General features: G+C 58.3%; 24 protein-coding genes and 3 tRNA genes. 16 read left to right on the forward strand and 11 right to left on the reverse strand.

Annotated features, from left to right (window positions below; translation table 11 throughout):
- The first annotated feature begins 18 nt into the window (after positions 1–18).
- Positions 19–95 (forward strand) — tRNA-Asp (locus ABN482_RS03615).
- Positions 96–217: 122 nt separating this feature from the next.
- Positions 218–547 (forward strand): hypothetical protein, encoded by a 330-nt coding sequence (locus ABN482_RS03620; protein WP_349502704.1) that lies wholly within the window; start codon positions 218–220, stop codon positions 545–547.
- 13 nt (positions 548–560) lie between these two features.
- Here ABN482_RS03620 and ABN482_RS03625 read toward each other — a convergent pair whose 3' ends face one another.
- The 4 genes from ABN482_RS03625 to ABN482_RS03640 all read right to left on the reverse strand — a co-directional run bounded on the left by ABN482_RS03625 (position 561) and on the right by ABN482_RS03640 (position 2,925).
- Positions 561–1,592 carry an acyltransferase gene (locus ABN482_RS03625; protein ID WP_349502705.1) on the reverse strand — a complete coding sequence of 344 codons (1,032 nt, stop codon included), beginning with the start codon at positions 1,590–1,592 and terminating at the stop codon, positions 561–563.
- Between the two features lie 94 nt (positions 1,593–1,686).
- A complete protein-coding gene (locus ABN482_RS03630) occupies positions 1,687–2,304 on the reverse strand; it encodes a hypothetical protein (protein WP_349502706.1) in 618 nt (205 codons plus the stop codon).
- A 49-nt stretch (positions 2,305–2,353) separates the two neighbouring features.
- A complete protein-coding gene (locus ABN482_RS03635) occupies positions 2,354–2,566 on the reverse strand; it encodes a DUF3079 domain-containing protein (protein WP_349502707.1) in 213 nt (70 codons plus the stop codon).
- Positions 2,567–2,637: 71 nt separating this feature from the next.
- Positions 2,638–2,925, reverse strand: a complete 288-nt coding sequence (locus tag ABN482_RS03640; RefSeq protein WP_349502708.1) for a helix-turn-helix domain-containing protein — start codon at positions 2,923–2,925, stop codon at positions 2,638–2,640.
- Positions 2,926–3,179: 254 nt separating this feature from the next.
- On the opposite strand from ABN482_RS03640, the gene ABN482_RS03645 reads away from it, so the two are divergent.
- The 8 genes from ABN482_RS03645 (at position 3,180) to hdeA (ending at position 10,809) form a co-directional block, all read left to right on the forward strand.
- A complete protein-coding gene (locus tag ABN482_RS03645) occupies positions 3,180–5,207 on the forward strand; it encodes a putative bifunctional diguanylate cyclase/phosphodiesterase (protein WP_349502709.1) in 2,028 nt (675 codons plus the stop codon).
- Positions 5,208–5,351: 144 nt separating this feature from the next.
- Positions 5,352–5,549: a 50S ribosomal protein L35 gene (gene rpmI, locus ABN482_RS03650; protein WP_143858538.1), complete on the forward strand. Its 198-nt coding sequence runs from the start codon at positions 5,352–5,354 to the stop codon at positions 5,547–5,549.
- Positions 5,550–5,564: 15 nt separating this feature from the next.
- Positions 5,565–5,924, forward strand: coding sequence for a 50S ribosomal protein L20 (gene rplT / locus ABN482_RS03655; RefSeq protein WP_109061700.1), 360 nt, complete (start codon positions 5,565–5,567; stop codon positions 5,922–5,924).
- Positions 5,925–6,022: 98 nt separating this feature from the next.
- Complete coding sequence (gene pheS, locus ABN482_RS03660) at positions 6,023–7,045, forward strand: phenylalanine--tRNA ligase subunit alpha (protein ID WP_349502710.1); 1,023 nt, start codon at positions 6,023–6,025, stop codon at positions 7,043–7,045.
- A gap of 23 nt (positions 7,046–7,068) precedes the next feature.
- Entirely contained in the window at positions 7,069–9,504 is a 2,436-nt protein-coding gene (pheT, locus tag ABN482_RS03665) for a phenylalanine--tRNA ligase subunit beta (protein ID WP_349502711.1), read from the forward strand.
- 13 nt (positions 9,505–9,517) lie between these two features.
- Positions 9,518–9,856, forward strand: a complete 339-nt coding sequence (locus ABN482_RS03670; protein WP_502877227.1) for an integration host factor subunit alpha — start codon at positions 9,518–9,520, stop codon at positions 9,854–9,856.
- A gap of 26 nt (positions 9,857–9,882) precedes the next feature.
- Complete coding sequence (locus ABN482_RS03675) at positions 9,883–10,263, forward strand: MerR family transcriptional regulator (RefSeq protein WP_349502723.1); 381 nt, start codon at positions 9,883–9,885, stop codon at positions 10,261–10,263.
- A 237-nt stretch (positions 10,264–10,500) separates the two neighbouring features.
- On the forward strand, positions 10,501–10,809 hold the full coding sequence (gene hdeA / locus ABN482_RS03680; RefSeq protein ID WP_349502713.1) for an acid-activated periplasmic chaperone HdeA: 309 nt from the start codon (positions 10,501–10,503) through the stop codon (positions 10,807–10,809).
- A gap of 74 nt (positions 10,810–10,883) precedes the next feature.
- On the opposite strand, the gene ABN482_RS03685 is transcribed toward hdeA, so the two are convergent.
- On the reverse strand, positions 10,884–11,879 hold the full coding sequence (locus tag ABN482_RS03685; RefSeq protein ID WP_349502714.1) for a linear amide C-N hydrolase: 996 nt from the start codon (positions 11,877–11,879) through the stop codon (positions 10,884–10,886).
- Between the two features lie 243 nt (positions 11,880–12,122).
- Between ABN482_RS03685 and ABN482_RS03690 the strand changes: the two genes are divergently transcribed.
- Positions 12,123–12,914, forward strand: coding sequence for a bestrophin-like domain (locus ABN482_RS03690; RefSeq protein WP_349502715.1), 792 nt, complete (start codon positions 12,123–12,125; stop codon positions 12,912–12,914).
- Between the two features lie 58 nt (positions 12,915–12,972).
- Here the strand turns inward: ABN482_RS03690 and ABN482_RS03695 are convergent.
- From ABN482_RS03695 to ABN482_RS03705, 3 genes are all read right to left on the reverse strand, one after another.
- Positions 12,973–13,049 (reverse strand) — tRNA-Pro (locus ABN482_RS03695).
- A 43-nt stretch (positions 13,050–13,092) separates the two neighbouring features.
- Positions 13,093–14,160 carry a diguanylate cyclase gene (locus ABN482_RS03700; RefSeq protein ID WP_349502716.1) on the reverse strand — a complete coding sequence of 356 codons (1,068 nt, stop codon included), beginning with the start codon at positions 14,158–14,160 and terminating at the stop codon, positions 13,093–13,095.
- Positions 14,161–14,288: 128 nt separating this feature from the next.
- Positions 14,289–14,378, reverse strand: a tRNA-Ser gene (locus ABN482_RS03705).
- Between the two features lie 222 nt (positions 14,379–14,600).
- Between ABN482_RS03705 and ABN482_RS03710 the strand changes: the two genes are divergently transcribed.
- The 3 genes from ABN482_RS03710 to ABN482_RS03720 all read left to right on the forward strand — a co-directional run bounded on the left by ABN482_RS03710 (position 14,601) and on the right by ABN482_RS03720 (position 17,030).
- On the forward strand, positions 14,601–15,404 hold the full coding sequence (locus ABN482_RS03710; protein WP_349502717.1) for an amino acid ABC transporter substrate-binding protein: 804 nt from the start codon (positions 14,601–14,603) through the stop codon (positions 15,402–15,404).
- Between the two features lie 173 nt (positions 15,405–15,577).
- Positions 15,578–16,231 carry an amino acid ABC transporter permease gene (locus ABN482_RS03715; RefSeq protein WP_349502718.1) on the forward strand — a complete coding sequence of 218 codons (654 nt, stop codon included), beginning with the start codon at positions 15,578–15,580 and terminating at the stop codon, positions 16,229–16,231.
- Positions 16,232–16,277: 46 nt separating this feature from the next.
- Positions 16,278–17,030 (forward strand): amino acid ABC transporter ATP-binding protein, encoded by a 753-nt coding sequence (locus ABN482_RS03720; protein WP_349502724.1) that lies wholly within the window; start codon positions 16,278–16,280, stop codon positions 17,028–17,030.
- Positions 17,031–17,066: 36 nt separating this feature from the next.
- Here ABN482_RS03720 and ABN482_RS03725 read toward each other — a convergent pair whose 3' ends face one another.
- On the reverse strand, positions 17,067–17,279 hold the full coding sequence (locus ABN482_RS03725) for a TOBE domain-containing protein (RefSeq protein ID WP_143858476.1): 213 nt from the start codon (positions 17,277–17,279) through the stop codon (positions 17,067–17,069).
- A 96-nt stretch (positions 17,280–17,375) separates the two neighbouring features.
- Between ABN482_RS03725 and dinB the strand changes: the two genes are divergently transcribed.
- Positions 17,376–18,446: a DNA polymerase IV gene (gene dinB / locus ABN482_RS03730; protein WP_349502719.1), complete on the forward strand. Its 1,071-nt coding sequence runs from the start codon at positions 17,376–17,378 to the stop codon at positions 18,444–18,446.
- On the opposite strand, the gene infA is transcribed toward dinB, so the two are convergent.
- Both infA and ABN482_RS03740 read right to left on the reverse strand, forming a co-directional pair.
- The gene (gene infA, locus ABN482_RS03735; protein WP_349502720.1) at positions 18,440–18,709 is read right to left on the reverse strand and encodes a translation initiation factor IF-1; all 270 of its coding nucleotides are present in this window, start codon (positions 18,707–18,709) and stop codon (positions 18,440–18,442) included. The genes dinB and infA overlap by 7 nt on opposite strands.
- A 337-nt stretch (positions 18,710–19,046) precedes the next feature.
- Positions 19,047–19,505 carry a GatB/YqeY domain-containing protein gene (locus ABN482_RS03740; RefSeq protein WP_349502721.1) on the reverse strand — a complete coding sequence of 153 codons (459 nt, stop codon included), beginning with the start codon at positions 19,503–19,505 and terminating at the stop codon, positions 19,047–19,049.
- Between the two features lie 686 nt (positions 19,506–20,191).
- Between ABN482_RS03740 and ABN482_RS03745 the strand changes: the two genes are divergently transcribed.
- Positions 20,192–20,994: IS3 family transposase (locus ABN482_RS03745; RefSeq protein ID WP_349502722.1), on the forward strand; the 803-nt coding region annotated here is incomplete at its 3' end.

Consider the following 20,994-nt stretch of genomic DNA (forward strand, 5'->3'; position numbering starts at 1 on the left):
CGAAAGGCATACCGCTGCGGAGCGGTAGTTCAGTTGGTTAGAATACCGGCCTGTCACGCCGGGGGTCGCGGGTTCGAGTCCCGTCCGCTCCGCCAAAGAATACGAAACCCTTGGTTTACCAAGGGTTTTTTTTCGTCCCTATCTTCTGAACTGGTAACAAAATCAATGCTCGCTCTGCCAGTCATTGGGGGCTACCGTATTGCTCGTAAGGAGGGGTATGAAGATTCAACGCGAGGTGCCGATGCCAAGCAGGCCATGTCAATATTGCCTGTGTCTGCAGGATGGTGCGGTCTTTGCCGATTTCAATACTTCTGCGGAAGGGGGTTTGTATCTGGTCAGGATTTCTTTTGATGGGTATGGGTGTTGCTATCCGGATCCTGCACATGATGTATCCAGGATGAGTTTGCGGCAATCACGTCACCTTATTGATGGCATTGTGCGCGATGCGCTCGATACCCCTGTTGTGATAGCCATCTTGTCGGGCTATTTTGACGAGAATCGGGCGGTGCTGTGGAGTGATGCCCTGGAGCGGCATGGGCTGGTTTGATGCCGGCGATGCGTCAGGTAACAAGCCTGCCGACCTGTAGATTTCTCAATCCCCATGTGCTGATGGCAGAAAGCGCAAATACAAGCAGCGTCACTGCCGGTATCGCCCAGTAGGTTCCGCTTTCGGGATGATACAGGCCGCTGGTGCGCAGAATGTCCAGGTATACCGGGTGCAGCAGATAAATGCCGAATGCCAGGCCAGCCAGGGCGGGTAGCCGTGGCAGCAGGGCGTTGCGCAGCAGTAGCTGGAACGTCCCCAATGCCATGGGGATGACCCCCAGGCTGAAGGAATCGTAGAAATAGAGCCTGAGGGTTGTTGAGTCAGAAAGTGCCCAGGTGCCAAGCGCCGTCAGTGCGATGCCTCCTGCCAGCAGGGTACCCGGTGCGGGAATGCGCCACTGTGCGTTGTATATCAGCCGCCCCGCCAGGAAATAGCCCAGGTAGGGCAAAAACCAGCTCATGAAGAAACCGCGCTGCGTGTTGCCGGTCAGGTGACAGTAGAGAGCGTCCAGCATCGCCAGGGCAAGGATGCCGACGGTAGCGAAGCTTTGCTGGCGTGGGCTCATGCCGCGCAGGCTGCGTGCCAGGAATGGGGCAAAGAAATACAGTCCCGGAATCATGTATAGATACCAGAGGTGGTAGTAGGGCGCGCCACTCCAGAGTTTGCGCAGCCAATCGGCAAGCCCGAGAGGCTCCCCCTGCCAGAGGTGCATCAGCCGGCTCCAGCCCAGGTAGAACAGGCTCCAGAATATGATTGGCAGTATCAGTCGGGCTGCACGGCGCAGATAGAATTCACGGAAAGGGCGTTGTCTGGAAGGGTCAAGCAACAGGGCACCACTGATCATGACGAATATGGGCACACACCAGCGTGCGGCTGCATCGTACAGATTGGCCCACTGCCAGGCGGGTGTGCCATAGTCGGTGGTGCGCACCAGTGGGTGTGCTGCGCAGTGCACCAGCACGACGGCCAGGGCAGCCAGCCATCTGGCGGTGTCGAGGTTGCGCAGGTGTAGATCGGGCGGGAAGGTAGGGCTGTTGCTTGGCATGGGACTCCTGCGTGCCTGGAAGTATTCAGGGTAGCAGCCGCAGGGTCCGGGGAAATGACAGAATGTGGTGGAATGCGCCGAATTCTTGTGGTGCTCAGAAAATGCTGTAGCCAGGGCGTCCCCTGCCGGGCGGCACGAATGCGGAGATCTGGTTGTAGCGTTGATTCTGATCGTTCTCCAGGCTCAACGTGCCATCGAAGGCCGGATGGGACACCTGTTCTCCTGTGGGGGTGATGAGGCGCACCTCGAGCAGCAGGGGGCGGGTGGCGAGCTTCAGTGCATCGATGTTGGGTGCCATGTGTGGCAGGCTGTAGCGTGCGCCGGTCACTTCGCCCTTGTAGTGGTAGATGCAGCGCCGGTCGATGCGATTTTTGTCCGGGGAGCAGAAGAATTTGGTGAAGCCGATGATCTCGATGGTGTTGCCGCTGACATTGATAAACTTGAATTCGGGCGTAGTGTCTGTCAGCAGGGCAGGATTGGCGAGCAGGCGTCGGGCCTCCTGTTCAGCCAGCAGGCTGTTGTCCTCTACGTCGTAGCTGCCGTAGGCGTGGTATCCGTGCAGGTCTGTCAGTGCCTGGGCGATCAGTTCCTTGGATGGCGTGGGGTGCGACCAGCGTACGTTCCTGCTGCAGCCGCCCAGTATGATCAGGGTCGCCAGGCAGCCCAGCAGCAGGCAGGAAATCGATCTGGCGGTGCGTGGAGTTTGAGGCATGGCGGCGAGTCCTGATTGCTGGCGAAGATCGCCGGTGGCTCGCAATATATCATTTGTCAGGCGTTGTGGAAGGCTGCTCGGGGGTGGGAATATCCAGATCCCAGTCGCCTACCAGATACCAGTCTTCTCCCAGGACTTCGGAAGGATGCTGGGTGCGGTTGGAGCCGTTGCCGCATTTTGTGGCATCCACGGGACAATACATGTCGCAGCCCCAGCATATGCGTTCAGGGTGTTGTGGGTTGAGTGGAAATTTCTTTGCCATTTTGATGCCTTGGTGTGCAGCGCAATGACTTCAGTGTAGGGCGCTTTTCCGGCGCACAGGCTTGATAAACATCATGGGCCCTTGCTGGGGTTGGATGCCGGTGGGGAGGGAGGGGCATGCTGTGCCTCTTGCTCATCCATGAGCAGAACGCTCATCGGAACGTCGAGCGCGATGGCAATACGTTCGATGTTTCTGATCGAAATATTGCGTTTGGCACGTTCGACCGAGCTGATGTAGTTGACGTGCAGGTCGGCCGCTTCGGCGACTTTTTCCTGGGTCAGGTTCTTGGCCAGGCGGATGCGGCGCATGTTGCTGGCAAAGCGTTGCTGGGCATCGCTGGGTTTGATGGAAGGGGGCATGTTTCGGAGTATTTCCGAGTCGTCCAATGCAATCCACACACTTTGAGTTTGGTTTGGTTCGTGCTAATCTCGCGCTGCAACAACTAAACTCAAATCGTTATTTTTAAGCAATAAAGCAGCTGGGTCGGTCATCCGGTGGCAATATTGCGCGATTCCGACCCTGGGTCGGAGTGCGGCCGATTCCGTGCGTTCGCCGGAAAGGCATGCGTGGCGCGCGCATTTCGGATGATGCTCGGCCATGGGAGTATATTGAAATGTGGGTGGGGCTTCCCGGAGTGGGGCGTACGACAGGCGCAGCATGGCGACAGCGTGCAGAATGGCTCCTGTTGGGGATTGGGCTGATCGTGATGGCGTTGCTGCTGGCGCGCAGTCATGAACGGCAATGGCTGCTGGCCAGCCGGGGCGAGTTCGATGCGTTGCGACAGTTCTCGCGCCTGTTTCACGTGACCGTTTTTCTCGTATTGTCGCTGTCTCTGGGCGGTGCGCTGTTCTGGTTGCAACGTCGCCGGCAGCGCCTGTCGCGACTGATCTCCGTATTGCGACGTGAGCGGCGTGACCACGATCGTCACATGGCTGCGGTGCTGGAGCATGTGGTGGATGGCATTGTCTGTGTCGATGGCGATGGCGTGGTGCTGGCCTTCAACAGTGCTGCATCGCGCCTGTTCGGATATGCACCTGCCGAGATATTGGGGCGTGATGTTGCCATGTTGATGCCATTGCGTTATCGGCGGCGCTATCAGGGTGAGTTGCGCAACGGCATGCGGGCTGGCATTGGCAGTGTCATTGGCAGTCGCCGCGAGGTGCGCGGCCTGTGCAAGGGCGGGCGCGAATTCCCGTTGATGCTGGCCGTATCGCGTTTGCCGGATCGTGCGGGGCCGCGTTTTATCGGCCTGTTGCGCGATATGTCCGAGACGCGTAGGGTCGAAGCGCGGATACGGCAGCTCTCCTACTACGATGCGCTGACCAAGCTGCCCAATCGCAATTTGCTGCTGGATCGCCTTGCGCGGACGCTTCAGGCTGCGGGTGAAGTGGGGGGGTGTGGCGCACTGTTTTCCATCGATATAGACGATTTCAAAAGCATCAATGATGCCAGGGGGCATGGTGCGGGCGACCTGCTTCTGTGCGAAGTGGCGCAGCGTCTGCGCAGTTGCGTGAGGGAAACCGATGTGGTGGCCCGACTGGCGGGAGATACCTTTGGAATCATGCTGGCGGGGCTGGTGGCAGACAAGCGGGAGGCGGCGCAGCAGGCGCATGATCTTGGCGGGCGTATTCTTGGGCGGCTGAGCCAGATCTATCGTATCGAGGGTGAGGAGGTGCACAGTGCGTTCAGCATGGGTGTTGCCCTGTTTGATGAGGGGGCGGGTTCTGCCGAAATGCTCCTGGCCCATGCGGATATGGCTATGCATCAGGCCAAGCAGGCGGGTGGTGGTCGGCTCTGCTTTTTTGATCCCGCCATGCAGCAGCTTGCCATCGAGCGTGCTGCGCTGCTGGCAGACCTGCATCAGGCTATCGAGGCGGATCAGCTCAGGCTGTATTATCAGGTGCAGGTCGATGGCGAGGGCTGTGCAACCGGTTTCGAAGCGTTGGTGCGCTGGCAGCATCCGCAGCGAGGCATGGTACCGCCGGGCGAGTTCATCGGGCTGGCCGAAGAGAGCGGGCTGATCGTGCAGATGGGGCGCTGGGTGCAGGAGACGGCCTGTGCCCGATTGGCCCAATGGGCAAATGATCCCGAACGGTGCAATTTGACCATGTCGGTCAATGTCAGTGTCCGGCAACTGCGGCAGGCCGATTATGTGGAGGATCTGCTGACGACATTGGCACGCACCGGTGCGCCGCCACGGTGCCTCAAGCTTGAACTGACCGAAAGCATGCTGGTGGGCGATGCTGGCGATATCATTCGAAAAATGCAGCAAATCAAGGCTTATGGCATCGGGATTGCACTGGATGATTTCGGGACCGGCTATTCATCACTGGCCTATCTGGCGCGCCTGCCACTGGAGCAGCTCAAGATAGATCGTTCCTTCGTATGCAATATCGAGGTGGATGAAGTCGACGCCATGATTGCCCAGACAATCGTCTCGCTGGGCAAAATCCTTGGCTTGCAGGTCGTGGCCGAAGGAGTCGAGACACAGGCGCAATGGGCCCGCCTGGCCAGTTATGGCTGCACCGGATTTCAGGGTTTCCTGTTTGGCAGGCCGGGCCCCGACTGTATATTGCCCGTGCCGGCAGGAGAATTGCCGGGCATAGGAGTGGCATGTCGCATCGGAATGACAGGTGCATGATGCTTTTTTGTGCAGCTCAGGATATAATCATGGGCTTTCCAACCTCGCGGCTGGAAAACAATAAGTGAAATCAGGTTAACAAGACCCGTGACTGCAGTGGTTCGGGCGCCTGCCTTCATAACTTCGAACCCACAGGGAACTTTCATGCCCAAGATGAAGACCAAAAAAGGCGCTTCCAAGCGCTTTAAGGTCCGCGGCAGCGGATCCATCAAGCGTGGTCAGGCGTTCAAGCGCCACATTCTGACCAAGAAAACCACCAAGAACAAGCGCCAACTGCGCGGTTCTGCAGCCGTGCACGTGGCAGACGTGAGCGCTGTCAAGGCCATGCTGCCTTTCGCTTGATAAAGGAGATCTGATATGCCTCGCGTCAAACGTGGTGTAACCGCCCGCGCCCGTCACAAAAAAGTCATCGCCGCCGCCAAGGGTTACCGTGGCCGCCGCGGTAATGTATTCCGCGTCGCCAAACAGGCGGTTATGAAGGCAGGCCAATACGCCTACCGTGACCGTCGTGCCAAGAAGCGTACGTTCCGCGCACTGTGGATCACGCGCATCAACGCCGCTGTGCGTCAGCATGGCGTCAGCTACAGTGCCTTCATCGCCGGCCTCAAGAAGGCCCAGATCGAGCTGGATCGCAAGGTCCTGGCCGATCTGGCTGTGCGTGACCAGGCTGGTTTCGCCGCGATTGTCAAGCAGGCTCAAGCCGCTCTGGCTGCCTGATTCCAGGCTTTTTCGCGGTGATCGCAAACGGGGCTGCAAAGCCCCGTTTGCATTTGTACAATGCATCTTTTCCTCCAGTTGCTTGATAGGCGTGACTTATGACTGTGGAGCTCGATGACCTGATCCGTCAGGCCCAGGAACACTTTTCCGCGTCCCCCAATGTGGCCGCACTCGAAAATGCCAAGGCCAGGTTCCTTGGCAAGCAGGGGGCATTGACGGAACTGCTCAAGGGGCTGGGCAAGCTCGATCCCGAGCAGAAGAAGTCGGAAGGGGCGCGCATCAATCAGGCCAAACAGGCCATTTCCGATCTGCTGGATGCACGTCGGCAGGCGCTGGCCGATGCCGAGCTTGAACAGCGCCTGGCGAGCGAATCGATCGATGTGACCCTGCCGGGCCGCGGTCGCGGGCGGGGTGGCATCCATCCCGTCATGCGTACCTGGGAGCGCGTCGAGGAAATTTTCCGCTCGATCGGCTTCGACGTGGCCGATGGTCCGGAAATCGAAAACGACTGGACCAATTTCACGGCGCTGAACAATCCCGAGAACCATCCTGCTCGTTCGATGCAGGATACTTTCTATGTGGACATGAAGGATGCCGGCGGCTTGCCGCTGTTGTTGCGCACCCATACCAGCCCGATGCAGGTGCGCTATGCACGCATGAACAAGCCGCCGATCAAGGTCATTGCACCGGGACGTACCTATCGCGTCGATAGCGATGCCACGCATTCGCCGATGTTTCATCAGGTCGAGGGACTGTGGATCGATGAGCATATTTCGTTTGCCGATCTCAAGGGTGTCTATACCGATTTCCTGCGCTGCTTCTTCGAAACCGATGATCTTGTCGTGCGCTTCCGGCCGTCGTTTTTCCCGTTCACGGAGCCTTCGGCCGAAATCGATATGATGTTCACCGAGGGGCCCAACAAGGGCCGCTGGCTCGAGATTTCCGGTTCAGGTCAGGTGCATCCGAACGTGATCCGCAATTTTGGCCTGGATCCCGAGCGCTACATCGGCTTCGCCTTCGGTTCAGGCCTGGAGCGGCTGGCCATGCTGCGCTATGGCATCAATGACTTGCGCCTCTTTTACGAAGGCGATGTGCGCTTCCTGGCGCAGTTCAACGACTGAAACCGATCATAGGCTGACTTACCATGCTGCTTCCCGAGTCCTGGCTGCGTACGCGCGTCAATCCCGAGATCTCTACCGAAGAACTGGCTCACCGACTGACGATGGCGGGGCTTGAGGTCGAAGGTGTCGAACCTGTGGCACCGGCCACTTCCAATGTCGTAACGGCTCGCATCGAAAGCGCCGAACCGCATCCCAATGCAGACCGGCTGCGGATCTGCCAGGTCAATGATGGTTCCGGCCAGCTTCTGCAGATCGTCTGCGGTGCGCCCAATGCACGCGCCGGCCTGGTCGTGCCTTTGGCGCGTATCGGTGCTGAACTACCGGGTGGCATGAAGATCGGTCCGGTCAAGATGCGCGGCGTCGAGTCGTCCGGCATGCTGTGCTCGGCGCGTGAGCTGGCGCTTTCCGAGGAGAGTGCCGGCTTGCTCGAGTTGCCTGTCGAGACTGAAATTGGCCAGGACATCCGCCGTGCACTGGATCTTGATGACCACGTGCTGGAACTCAAGATGACGCCGAATCGTGCCGATTGCCTGTCGATCATGGGCGTGGCTCGCGAGGTGGCGGCCCTGACCCAGGCCCCGCTGGCCCCGCTGGCCTTCGAGCCCGTGCCGGTGACGCTCGACGAGCGTCTGACGGTCGACGTGCAGGCTCCTGACCTGTGCGGTCGTTTCGGCGGTCGTGTGGTGCGTGGCGTCAATGCACATGCGCAGACACCTGACTGGATGAAGCGTCGCCTGGAGCGCGCCGGTCAGCGGCCGATTTCTGCCCTGGTCGATATCTCCAACTATGTCATGCTGGAGTTGGGTCGGCCTTCGCATATCTTTGATCTGGACAAGATCCAGGGCGGCCTGGCAGTACGCTGGGCACGCCAGGGTGAAACGCTGGCATTGCTCAATGGTCAGACCATCGAGCTTGCGCCTGATGTCGGTATCGTGGCGGCTGGGGATACTCCCGAAAGTCTGGCCGGCATCATGGGGGGGGAAGCCAGTTCGGTCACGCTGGAGACGCAATCGATCTACATCGAGGCGGCCTTCTGGCATCCCGAGTCGATCGCTGGCCGTTCGCGTCGTTATAAATTCAGTTCCGAAGCGGGGCACCGCTTCGAGCGCGGTGTCGATTTCCAATCCATCCCCGAGCATATCGACTACATCACCCGTCTTGTGGTTGATATCTGTGGTGGTCAGGCGGGACCGATCACCGACGAGCAGGTCAGCCTGCCGGCACGGCCAGCAGTGGGCATGCGCCTTTCGCGCTGCCGCCGCCTGCTGGGCATTGATGTGACACAGGATGAGGTGGCCGGTATTTTCGAGGCCCTGGGGCTGCCTTTCGTGCTCGAGGGCGAAACATTCAGCGTCACGCCGCCGTCCTTCCGCTTCGATTTGAACATCGAAGAAGATTTGGTCGAAGAAGTGATCCGTATTTACGGCTACGAACGCATTCCCGAGCGTCCGCCGCTGGCACGGGCAAAAATGCGCATGCGTCCGGAGGCCAAGCACGGCCCGCACGCCCTGCGTCGGGTCATGGCTGACCTGGATTACCAGGAAGTGGTCAACTACAGTTTTGTCGAGGCGGCCTGGGAGCGCGACCTCACCGACAATGTGCAACCCATCGAATTGCTGAATCCGATCGCCAGCCACATGTCGGTCATGCGTTCCAGCCTGTGGGGGGGGCTGCTGGCCAATATTCGCCACAATGCCAACCACCGCCAGCCGCGCGTGCGGGTGTTCGAGCTGGGGCGTGTATTTCGGCGCAATGCTGCCGCAGAAGACGGTCCGCTGGGTGTGCAGGGCGTCGATCAGCCATTGCGGCTGGCTGCTGCTGCATGGGGGCCGGCCTTGCCCGAACAATGGGCAGAGACGGCTCGCAAGGTCGATTTCTTCGATATCAAGCAGGATCTGATCGACCTGTTCGGTGTTCAGGCCGATTCGCTGTCCTTCGTGGCGCAGCCGCACCCAGCCCTGCACCCGGGGCGCAGTGCGCAGATTCTGTTCAAGGGCGAGGTAATCGGCTGGCTGGGGGAGTTGCATCCGCGCTGGGTGCGTCAATTCGACCTGGCCTCGGCACCGGTGCTGTTCGAGGTGGCATTTGATGCTCTGGTACAGGCGCATGTGCCTTCTTATCGGGAGGTGTCGCGCCAGCCGGTGGTTCAACGTGATCTTGCGCTGTGGGTGGATGAAGCAGTGACCTGGCAGTCCATGCTGGATACCATTGCCGCCGAACGCCTGCAGCAGCCGGAGTTGGCCATTGTTCGTGACGTGCGGTTGTTCGATGTCTGGCGCGACGCCGGGACGGCCGTCGAAGGGGATGACAAGGCTTTGTTTAAAAAGGAAAAGAGTCTTGCCTTCCGCTTCTGGTTGCAGGACACTGATGCCACTTTGGACGATGCGCGGGTCGAAACGGCCCTGGCGCTGCTGCGCGATGCACTCGTCCGGCAGCATGGTGCCCGCCAGCGGGTATGAACAGGAGCATGGAATGACAGACGCATCCCGGACCTTGACCAAGGCCGAGCTGGCCGAGCAGCTCTTTGAGCAGGTTGGCCTCAATCGGCGCGAGGCCAAGGAAATCGTCGATGTCTTTTTCGAGCAGATTCGCGATACGCTTGCCACGGGTGACGAGGTCAAGCTGTCGGGATTCGGCAATTTCCAGGTGCGCAACAAGCCGCCGCGTCCGGGACGCAACCCCAAGACCGGCGAGGTGGTGCCCATCGAAGCCCGTCGCGTGGTGACCTTTCATGCCAGCCAGAAGCTCAAGGATGCCGTTGAGCATGCGGGCGGCGAACACGCCACGCAAACGGTTATCGAGGTAGACTGATGCAGAATCTTCCCGAGTCGAGTGCCATGACTGCCCAGGAATCCACCTCTGCATTGCCCTCCATTCCAGCAAAGCGCTACTTCACCATTGGTGAGGTGAGCGAGCTGTGCGGCGTCAAGCCGCATGTGCTGCGGTATTGGGAGCAGGAGTTTACCCAACTCAAGCCAATGAAGCGACGCGGCAACCGTCGTTACTACCAGCATCATGAGGTGCTGCTGATCCGTCGCATCCGTGCGTTGCTCTACGATGAAGGGTTCACGATCAGTGGTGCGCGGAACCGGCTGGGCGAGGGGCGCGACGAGCCTCGGGACCTGGAAGCCGCAGTGCGCCTGAGTGGTGCCGAGCTGCAGTCCATCAGGGCTGAACTGTCCAGCATTTCGGAAATGCTCGGGCGAGCGATCGGCTGATACTTCTTTGTCAGGCAGGGTATTCAAACTGATCTTTTTGGGTTTGAAAAAACCTGCTGCGGCCGACTGTGCCTGCAATCAAGCATCAAGGATCATGCAAATATCTGAACAGAGATAGTAAAAAGAAAAAAAATATGGTTTCATAGCCGCGTTATTGTTGTATCCCGTTCGTGCCGACTCCACACGAATCCGGGAAGACTCTGGAGTGGTTGCGGTATAACTGACATGAGGTTGGCTATGAAAAAAACGATGCTGATGTTGGCTGTATTCGGTATGTCCACTTTGGGTGGTCTGGCGCATGCCGACACCAAGAAACCCGTGCCGCTCTGGCTCTGCAGTGATTATCTGGCTGTGAACGAAGATGTACAGCCGACGGTGCTCGGTTTTGCCGAGGCGCTCAATCGCGCTGGCAAGCCGGATGCCGAAGTGCTGGATATTGATGGAGTTGCCAAGCTTCAGCCCGTGCTGCTGACGCACTGCAAGGAAAACCCGACGATTGCCCTGCATGATGCGCTGGTGCAGGCGTGGGGAACAATCAAGCAATAACCGGCAATATTTGACCGCAGTATTGTCTGGGCTGTCATATATATGACAGCCCTTTATTTTTTCTGGGCGTGAGGTCAGGCTTTGACTGGAATACCCAGGAAGGTGAAGGCCGGCGCAGCCACAAAGTTGTCGTTGACCACGCCATGAAAGATATTGCGCTGGTTGGGACCCAATTCCAGCTTGCGTATGGTTCCGGTCTCCTGGGAGAAATCCAGGGATCCGACATCTACCCAGAAGACATTCGGGGTTGTGGTTGACTCGAAGTAGTAGCGCAGGCGCTTGTGATCCACGACCGTACGCCAGCGGGTCGATGAGATGTTGGGCTGGTCGGGTGTGCTCAGACCGAAGGGCACGGAAGCGTTGCGGATGACGCTCAGTACGCTGGCCAGGGCCAGATCAGGATCCTCCTGCTTTTCCACGGCATTGATATAGAACTGAGCACGGGCAAAACGGTCGGCAGCCCGATTGGTGCCCGGTAGCATAATCGTGCCCCCGATGCTTTCCCAGTATTTGTTCAGGGCCAGTTGCTCGTCGTAGGTGGGCGAGTTGGTCATCACCTGATAATCCCTGCTGTGGTGGATGACCGGTTTGCCATCGATATATTCGATGATGGCACTGTCGCCGCTGCTGTCGGAAAGCGACATGTGCAGGGTCGTCAATCGTTCTTCTCCGGGCACGTTCGCAGACACCAGAGAAAACGGCTCACTCGAAATAGCCTTGATGGCTTCGTCTACAGTGGCAAACTGATCCAGCACATACTGTGCCCAGGCGGCGATGGTCAGCAGCGGCTTGGAAGAATCGGGCGCAGGGTATTGAGATTCAGCCAGCCACAGCAGGTTGACCGAGAGACCGGCTTCGTTGACGCCGTCTGTGCTGGATACGTCATAGCCCGTGGCGACGACGCTACCATATTTTGCAGTCCATTGAACACTGTCGGGACCGCAGTTGCCATTGCGCGCAATACCCCGTGGCAGTACCCACAGGTTGGTATGCATGTCCGATTTCCAATCCATGGAACGGGCGGTGAAATTCAGGCCCTGGAGCCCGTGATAGATGATTCGTGTGCACATAGGATATTGTGAGGTGGAAAGGCGTGAGAATTCGTGGGGGAAAACAGTTGCGGCAGAAGTTCCTGCGCGCCCCTGATTTGTACCAGAAGTCTGCGGTGTGCGGAGCGTCCCGGTGTGACGGGCTCGATGTGTTGGCCGGAACCTTTGCAATATCTCGTCAGTGATACGGGATATCTCTAAAATAGAGCGCATGGCATTTTTCTGCCAGTAATCAATCCGCCGATGCCTTAGAGCAAAAAATATATGCCTGTCGACTTTCTTTTCATGGACATTGACTCATGGCTGGCGCTGTGTGTGTTTCTGTTCAGTCTGTGCGCAGCCTCGTGGCTGGGCAAGCGCACCTGGAGTCGGCACTACAGGCGGACAGAGGCATTCGAAGATGAGTTGAAAATCGTTCTGGGGGCTTCCCTGTCGTTATTTGGCTTGTTGGTCGGATTTATCCTGTCGTTTGCCATCAGCGGCTACAACACGCGCATCGCGGCAGAAGAAAACGAGGCCATTGCCATCGGCAATGCCATTCAGCACACGACCTTGCTGGAGGATCAATATCAGGCGCGGGCAGGGCAACTGCTGACGGAGTATCTGGAATTGCGTATCCGGTTCTATGAGACCGGCGACGAGACACTGCGTACCCAGTTGCGCCTGCAGGCCATCGAATCGCAGACGCGCATGTGGCTGCTGGTCAGTCGGATCGCCAGGGCTGAGCCCAATGCCATAGTGAGTACGGTTCTGGCAGCTTCCACGGCGCTGTATGTCAGCCAGCAGAAAACCATGGCCAGTTGGCGGCGTCAGATACCCAATGCGGCCTGGATCATGCTGCTGTTGTTTGGCATATGCTCAAATTTTTTGATCGGCTACAACATGCGTGGCCGGCAAGGTAGTCATCTGCTGCTGTTGACGACACCCGTCATTACGGCACTTACGTTATTCATGATTGCCGAGATAGATGTGCCAGGCAGGGGGCTGATCCATGTCGTGCCCGATAACCTGCAGGCTATCAGGGTGACGCTCAAGCATGGCGGATTGGTACCTTGACGCAGGGTAGAAATGGACAAGGCCTTACGTAGATCACTACGTAAGGCCTTGATTTTTATGGTCGGGACGGCGGGATTCGAACTCGCGACCCCTTGCACCCCATGCAAGTGCGCTACCAGGCTGCGCTACGCCCCGAAAGAAAAAGATTATATCCCTTCTTTTTTAAAAACACAAATCTTCAGACCGACATTGCTTGATTTCTTCCATGCTGCTTGGCCCGGTACATGGCACTGTCGGCATCGGCAATCCAGTCCCGCAGCATGGTGTGCGATGGTTGCAGTTGAGCGCTGCCGATGCTGATACTGCAATGCAGTTCCGGGCTGCCTTCGAACGTCAGCATCTCGACCTGTCGCCGGATGCGCTCGCCGATTTCCAGTGCGGCCTTGGCTTCCGTTGCGGCCAGCAGGACGGCAAATTCATCGCCACCATAACGGGCGGCGAGGTCGATGTCGCGCACGGCGCTGGCCAGGGTGTGTGCCACGGCCTGCAGCACGGCATCGCCAACGGCATGACCATAGCGGTCGTTGATGGACTTGAAATGATCGACATCGATCAGCAGCAGCGACGCATGCTGGCCGGTACGCTTGAACAGGGACATGGCGTGCTGGGCGCGATCCTCGAAATAGCGGCGATTGGGAAGGCCGAGGGCGGGGTCCAGTCGGCTCAGTCGTTCGAGTTCACGATTCTGGCGAGCGATTTGGCGAGCCAGTTGATGCGTGACGTAGCTCAGGCTGACACCATAGATAAACAGGAAGGGAAAGCAGGCGGCAATGGTGCGCAGCGAACTCTCCGGCTGAAATGGATAATCCAGGCATATCCAGGTGAGCACAAAGCCGGTCACGATGGCGATGAGCGTTTTCTTGAGAAGGCGCAGACCGCCTGCTGCAATCCTGTCGGCACTCAGGATGCTGACGATAATGATGGTGGGCACCAGGCTGACATGCATCAGGGCAATCCAGGCTCCTGCCAGCGCCGTGTCGGCGATCAGGTTGCCGAACTCCTGGCGCAAGGGCTGCTCGGCCCGGCGTGCCAGCCACCAGGCAATATGTGGCCAGATCAATCCGTTGACGAGGAGTGCAGCCCATATCCAGGCGGGTGGCTGTACCTGCTCCATGAGTACGGATGCGATCGGCAGCATGTACAGGCCGGTGCCGACGATCCGCATCCGGTAGATGCGGTTGACGAAGCTGAGGCTGCGGGCACGCGTATCGTGCTGTGTGGCAATGAGAGGAGGGGGCGAGGACATTGGCGGGTAGCCCTGCGTCAAGGAATAGCCCCATATGTGCCGCTGTGCAGCCCCGACGGGGCATGTTGCCTGGGGCTTGTGGGCACCAAAAAGGCCGCAGGTGATGCGGCCTTTTTGGAATGTCCGGTTGGCGGACAGGGTGGGATTCGAACCCACGGTACGCTTGCACGTACGCCTGATTTCGAGTCAGGTACATTCGACCACTCTGCCACCTGTCCTGCTCCTGGTTTTGTCATGATGCACCGCGTGGTCGATTCCCGTTGCCGGGGCTGTGCGACAAAAGCCAAGCCTTGAATTATAGCAATGCTTTCGGCTTTTGCAAGCAGGGAGATATATTTTTTGGAAATCAGCATAGTCTTGTCGTGCGGCATTGTCGTACTGTAGGTGGTAACATTTCTTTTTCCCCCTTTCACTGCGTCACTTCTTTTCAGAGATCGAACATGAATAAACTGACTGCTGTTGCCATGGTGTCCGCTGCCGTTGCTCTTGCCGCCTGCGGCAAGGGTGAGGAAGCCAAGCCCCAGGAGCAGGCCGCTGCTCCCGCACCTGTTGTGGCCACCAGCATTGTCGTCGGCCTGGATGACAATTTCCCGCCCATGGGTTTCCGTGATGAAAAGAATGAGCTGGTCGGTTTTGATATCGACATGGCCCGCGAGGCAGCCAAGCGGCTGGGGATCGAGGTCGAATTCAAGCCCATTGACTGGAGCGCCAAGGAGGCCGAGCTCAACAGCAAGCGTGTCGACGTACTCTGGAATGGCCTGACGATCACCGAAGAGCGCAAAAAGAATATCGGCTTCACCGATCCCTACATGGAAAACCACCAGATCATCATCGTGGCCGCTGCTTCCCCGATCCAGAGCAAGGCAGACCTGGCCGGCAAGACGGTCGGTGCGCAGGAAGGCAGCAGTGCGGTCGACGCCATCAAGAAAGAGGCCGACGTGGCCGCCGGCTTCAAGGATCTGAAGACGTTTGGCGACAACATCACGGCACTGATGGACCTGGGCACGGGGCGCCTGGATGCCGTGGTCGTCGATGAGGTCGTGGGCCGTTACTATGTTGCCAAGCGTGCTGACGAGTTTCGCGTGCTCGAAGATCACTTCGGCACAGAAGACTATGGTGTCGGCGTGCGCAAGGACGATACTGAATTGCTGACCAAGATCAATGATGCCCTCAATGGCATGAAGCAGGATGGCAGCGCTGGTAAAATCGCTACCCAGTGGTTCGGTGCCGACATCATCAAGTAATAATCGGGATGAACAGGATGGCCGCCGGGTGCGATGCACCAGCGGCTATCCCGATATCCGGCGCACCGGCGGTCCTTCGGGACGCCGGTGTTTTGTTTTTTGTCGCCGGCATCGAACGTGGGACTTTTCGAATGCTGTCATAATCCCAAGGTTGTGCAGCAGGAATCCATTGCATGGACTATGTCATTTCACTTATAGGACCGCTGGCCCAGGGGGCACAGGTTACGCTCAAGCTGTTTTTCATCACGCTGGTGCTGGCCGTTCCATTGGGACTGGTGTTGGCATTGGCGCGGATCTCGCGTTTCAGCGTACTGAGCGGCTTGGTCAATGGATATATCTGGCTGATGCGCGGTACGCCGCTGATGCTGCAGATGCTGTTCATCTATTTCGCCTTGCCGTTCGTGCCGGTGATCGGTATACGGCTGCCTGATTTCCCGGCTGCGGTGGTTGCGTTCGCACTCAATTACGCCGCCTATTTCGCGGAGATTTTCCGGGCCGGCATACAGTCGATCGACAGGGGCCAGTACGAGGGCGCCAAGGTGCTGGGGATGAATTATTCCCAGACCATGCGACGTATCGTTCTGCCGCAGATGGTGCGGCGCATCCTGCCGCCCATGAGCAATGAAACCATTACGCTGGTCAAGGATACTTCGCTGATCTATGTGCTGGCGCTGAATGACCTGCTGCGTGCCGCACGCGGTATCGTCCAGCGGGATTTCACCACCACGCCCTTTATCGTGGCGGCGGCGTTCTACCTGATCATGACGCTGATCCTGACCTGGGGGTTCCAGCGGCTGGAGAAACACTATGCAAAGTACGATGACTGAGGCGCACAGCGCGATACCGGCAGTCTCCGTCGAGGCAAACGAAATCATGATCGAGGCGCGCGGGGTCGGCAAGAGTTTCGGTGCCGTGCGTGTCCTGCAGGATGTCTCCCTGACGCTGCGTCGGGGAGAGGTGGTGGCCGTGATTGGTCCTTCGGGTTCGGGCAAGAGCACTTTTCTGCGCTGCCTAAACCATCTTGAAACGATCGACGAGGGCAGCATTGTCGTCGAGGGCGAGATGCTGGCTTCAGCCGAAGCGAGTGGTCGCAGTCGCTACGCGCCTGATGCCGAGGTACGCCGGATCTGTCGCAAGATGGGTATGGTGTTCCAGTCGTTCAATCTGTTCCCGCATATGTCTGTGCTGCAGAACATCATAGAGGCACCGGTCACGGTCAAGGGTATGAAACCCGAGGCGATTATCCCCAAGGCCGAGGAGCTGCTGCGCAAGGTGGGCTTGCTCAACAAGCGGGACAATTATCCCTCACGCCTGTCGGGCGGGCAGAAACAGCGTGTGGCGATTGCCCGGGCTCTGGCGATGGAGCCCGATATCATGCTGTTCGATGAACCGACATCGGCGCTCGACCCGGAATTGACCGTCGAGGTATTGCGCACCATGCGTCAGTTGGCCGATGAGCGGATGACCATGCTGGTGGTGACCCATGAGATGGGCTTTGCCCGCGAGGTGGCGCAGCGGGTGGCTTTCATGGATCAGGGTGCCATCCTGGAAGATCGCGCTTCGGCAGATTTCTTTGCAGCACCAGCCCATGAGCGCACGCGGGCCTTTCTGGGGCAGATGCTCTGAGATGAGGCACGCCCGCAGGCGTGCCTCCGTACTCAATCAGTCATCGATGCCGATCATGACGCTCGATGCCTTGATCAGGCCATAGGCCTGGGCACCTTCCTTGAGGCCAAGGGACTTGGCCGAGTGTGTCGTGATCGACGAAACGATCTCTACGCCTGGGGCAATTTCCAGCGTGACCTCAGTGGATACCGGGCCGCTCACGATGGAGATGATTTTGCCGGAGAGAACGTTGCGGGTGCTGATTTTCATGATCATTCATCCTGTGTGTGGGTGGAGATGCCTGGGTAGGGCCATGCCAAGCATACGTGCATTCGGATCGTTGCGGGTAAAAAAATGATCCCTGACATGGCGCTGCGCAAAGTCATTCATGTCGATATGGATGCCTTCTATGCTTCGGTCGAGCAACGTGACGATGCATCGCTGCGCGGACGTCCGGTCGTGGTGGCCTGGGAAGGGCCGCGCTCGGTGGTCTGTGCGGCTTCTTACGAGGCGCGCCGCTTCGGATTGCACTCTGCCATGTCGGCCCTGCGTGCCGCGGCACTTTGCCCGCAGGCGGTGTTCGTGCCTCCTGATTTTGCGCGCTACCGTGCCGTATCGCAGCAGGTGCGGACAATCTTCAGCCGTCATACGGATCTGGTCGAGCCATTGTCGCTGGATGAGGCTTATCTTGACGTGACCGTCAACAAGCGCGGCCTGGCTTCGGCTACCGAGGTGGCCGAGATTATTCGCCGTGAGATCCGTGAAGAAACCGGGCTGACGGCTTCTGCGGGTGTGGCCCCCAACAAATTCCTGGCCAAGATCGCATCGGACTGGAACAAGCCTGACGGGTTGTTTGTCATTCGTCCCAGGGATGTAGATGCCTTCATGCTGCAGTTGCCGGTAGGCAAAATTCCGGGGGTCGGCAAGGTGACCCGGCAGCGTTTGTCCGAACTGGGCATACAGACCGCCGGCGACGTGAGAAAACACGAGCGTGCCGAGCTTGAAAAACTCTTTGGTCGTTTCGGTGGCAAGTTGCTGGATCGTGCGCATGGCCTGGACCTCAGGCCTGTGGAGCCCGCTCAGGCGGTGCAGCAGGTGTCGGTGGAGGAAACGTTCGAGCGGGATCTTGATCTGGATGCCTTGCGCGTGCCGCTGCGGAGGATGTGCGACAAACTGTGGTCGCAAGTTGTACGCAAGGGGTTGCTTGGCCGGACTGTGGTTCTCAAACTCAAGACGGCTCGTTTCCGGGTGCTGACGCGCAGCCAAAGCTTCACGGGCACCCCTGATTCTGGAGAGCGGCTCTATCTTGCGATCGAGCAATTGCTGCGGCGTGTGGAGCAGCCATCCCGAACGCTCTACAGGCTGGCCGGGGTCGGCATGAGCAGTTTTCAGGAGCCCGGCACAACGACCCGCCAGATGAGTCTGTTCGATCAGTGACGGCTGCCGTGCCGGTGGTGTGGTGCCGGTGCGCCGGTGCGCTCAACCTTGTGGCGGAAGCTGATGCGGCCCTTTGTGAGATCGTAGGGCGACATTTCGAGCGTGACCTTGTCGCCGGCCAGGATGCGGATGCGGTGTTTCTTCATCTTGCCCGAGGCATAGGCCGACACGCTGACGCCATTGTCGAGCGTGACACGAAAGCGCGTATCAGGCAGGACTTCGTCGACGGTACCGTTGAATTCGATGAGTTCTTCTTTGGCCATGATGCTTTTCCTTCTGAATATCCCCAGGCAGCGAGGCAAGGCGTCGCTACGATTCTCCGGCCATCGGGCACGGCACGGGCTCGAAACAAAACGGGCACACGTGTCGGCACCTGCGCCAGGCGCTGTAACCTGGTACCGCAGACTGGACAGCGGCGGTGGGAAAGGGGGGAGGTTGATGCCGAACCTGCAGCAGGATCCGGCAAGGCGGGACTGCACTCAATATGCAGTCAGATATGCGGTGGAGCACACTATCTTGCCGCCCAGTATATCATCTGCGTACGCCGTGGTGCCAGTATATCCACGCTGCGTATGGATTTTGGGCGTACAGTGGCGATATTTAGAGGCGTGCCTTGACATCCTTGGATAGTGCACCCATGTCGGCACGTCCGGCCAGCTTTTGCTTGAGTTCGGCCATGATCACGCCCATGGCTGGGGCACCGCTGATGCCCTGGGCCGTGGCTGCTGCAATTGCGGCATCGATGGCCGCGGATACTTCTTCCGGGCTGGCAGCCTGGGGCATGAATTCCTGCAGTACGGTGATCTCGGCGCGCTCCTGGGCGGCGGTTTCGGTGCGTCCTGCCTGCTCATAGGCAGCGACCGACTCCCGGCGTTGCTTGACCTGTTTTTCCAGGATGGCCGTGATGTCGGCGTCACTCAGTTCGCGACGCTCGTCCACTTCCTTCTGTTTGATGGCGGCCTGCAGCAGGCGCAGGGTGCCGAGACGTTCGGAGGCGCGGGCGCGCATGGCGTCCTTCACGGCAGAGCTGATGCGTTCTTTGAGAGAAATGTCGGTCATGGTGGATACGGGTTCGTGGCGCAGGCGGCAGCCGCTGCGCGGGATGGGGAAATAGGCTAATGTTACACCTCGGGTATCCGTTTTGTGAAATGCCCCGCACAGCCTGCTCAGGTATTGAGCAGGCTGTGCGGGGTGCGCATACCGACATGCTTTCGCCGACATGTGCTCGATCCATCCACAAAGTTATCCACAGATCGTGTGGATAGCCGACGGAATGCGAAATCGCCTGCTGTTGCTGTGCGGTCTGTCGTCCTGATCCAATATGGTTGGACTAGTAAAGTGATCTTCAATATTTTTGTGCTGAAGAAGAAATACTTTGATTATTTTCGGCTCCTGGTAGGAAAAGTCGACGAATTTGTTCAGACAAGTTGATATCTTCAGCCGTTTGATCAGCCAGTTTTTGTACGCTTCCATAGCCAGCGATGATCCGACCCTAGATAGTAGGTTTTTTGTAGCTCTAAGACGGCATTGTGTTCTGGTCTAATTCTCGAAGATATCCCGATAGGAGTTAATTCTACCGAGAGCCCCGCAAGACATTGACGTTCTCCCAAAAAACGTAGGCAGTTCAAAACTGGAGTAAGGTTGTCTCAGGCTCTTTTTGAAGAGGGAGCAGGACGCCATGAAGAAATCACGCTATACAGAAGCACAAGTGACGTACGCACTACGTCAAGCCGAAGCTGGCACCCGTGTCGGATGTCTGTCGCGGATTGGGTATATCGGAGGCGACGTTCTACAACTGGAAAAAGAAGTACGACGACCTTGCTGCCAGCGAGATTTGCCGGCAGCGCCAGCTTGAAGAGGAAAACGCCAGGCTCAAACGGGTTGTGGCCGACCTGACTTTGGACAAGCATATTCTGCAGGATGTAATCCGAAAAAGTCTGACGCCGACACGCCGCCGTGAGGTGGTTCAATGGATCCTGGACGTGTATCAGGTAAGCGTCCAAAGGGCGTGTCGGCTAGGCCAGTTCTCCAGCGGTAGTTGGTATCGCAAAAGCCGCGCGCGCGATCAGTCTGCGTTGCGGATGCGAATTCGGGATATCGCGATGAGTAGGCCGAGATTTGGTTATGAGCGAATTCATATTCTTTTGCGTCGAGAGGGTTGGCAGGTCAATCTCAAACGAGTGCATCGCCTTTACTGCCTGGAAGGGCTGCAGGCCCGAATGCGCGTACGTCGCAATAAGCGGTTGAGTTTGCATCGGGGGCCTGCCCCTCAGGCAACAGGTGTTTGGCAGCGCTGGAGCATGGATTTCGTGCATGACCAATTAGCTGACGGGCGAGCGTTTCGGGTGTTGACTGTCGTGGATAACTGGAGTCGTGAGAGTCCAGTGCTGGAGGCCGGTTTTCGGCTGACCGGTGACAGTGTGGTTCAGGTGCTCGAGCGAGTCGCCAAGCGGGTCCCCTTACCGGCAAGTATCACCGTCGATCACGGGACCGAATTTACGTCTAAATCGCTGGATTTCTGGGCGTGGGAGAACAAAGTGCTGCTGGA

The sequence above is a fragment of the Corticimicrobacter sp. genome (assembly GCF_040137905.1).
GTDB lineage: Bacteria > Pseudomonadota > Gammaproteobacteria > Burkholderiales > Burkholderiaceae_B > Corticimicrobacter.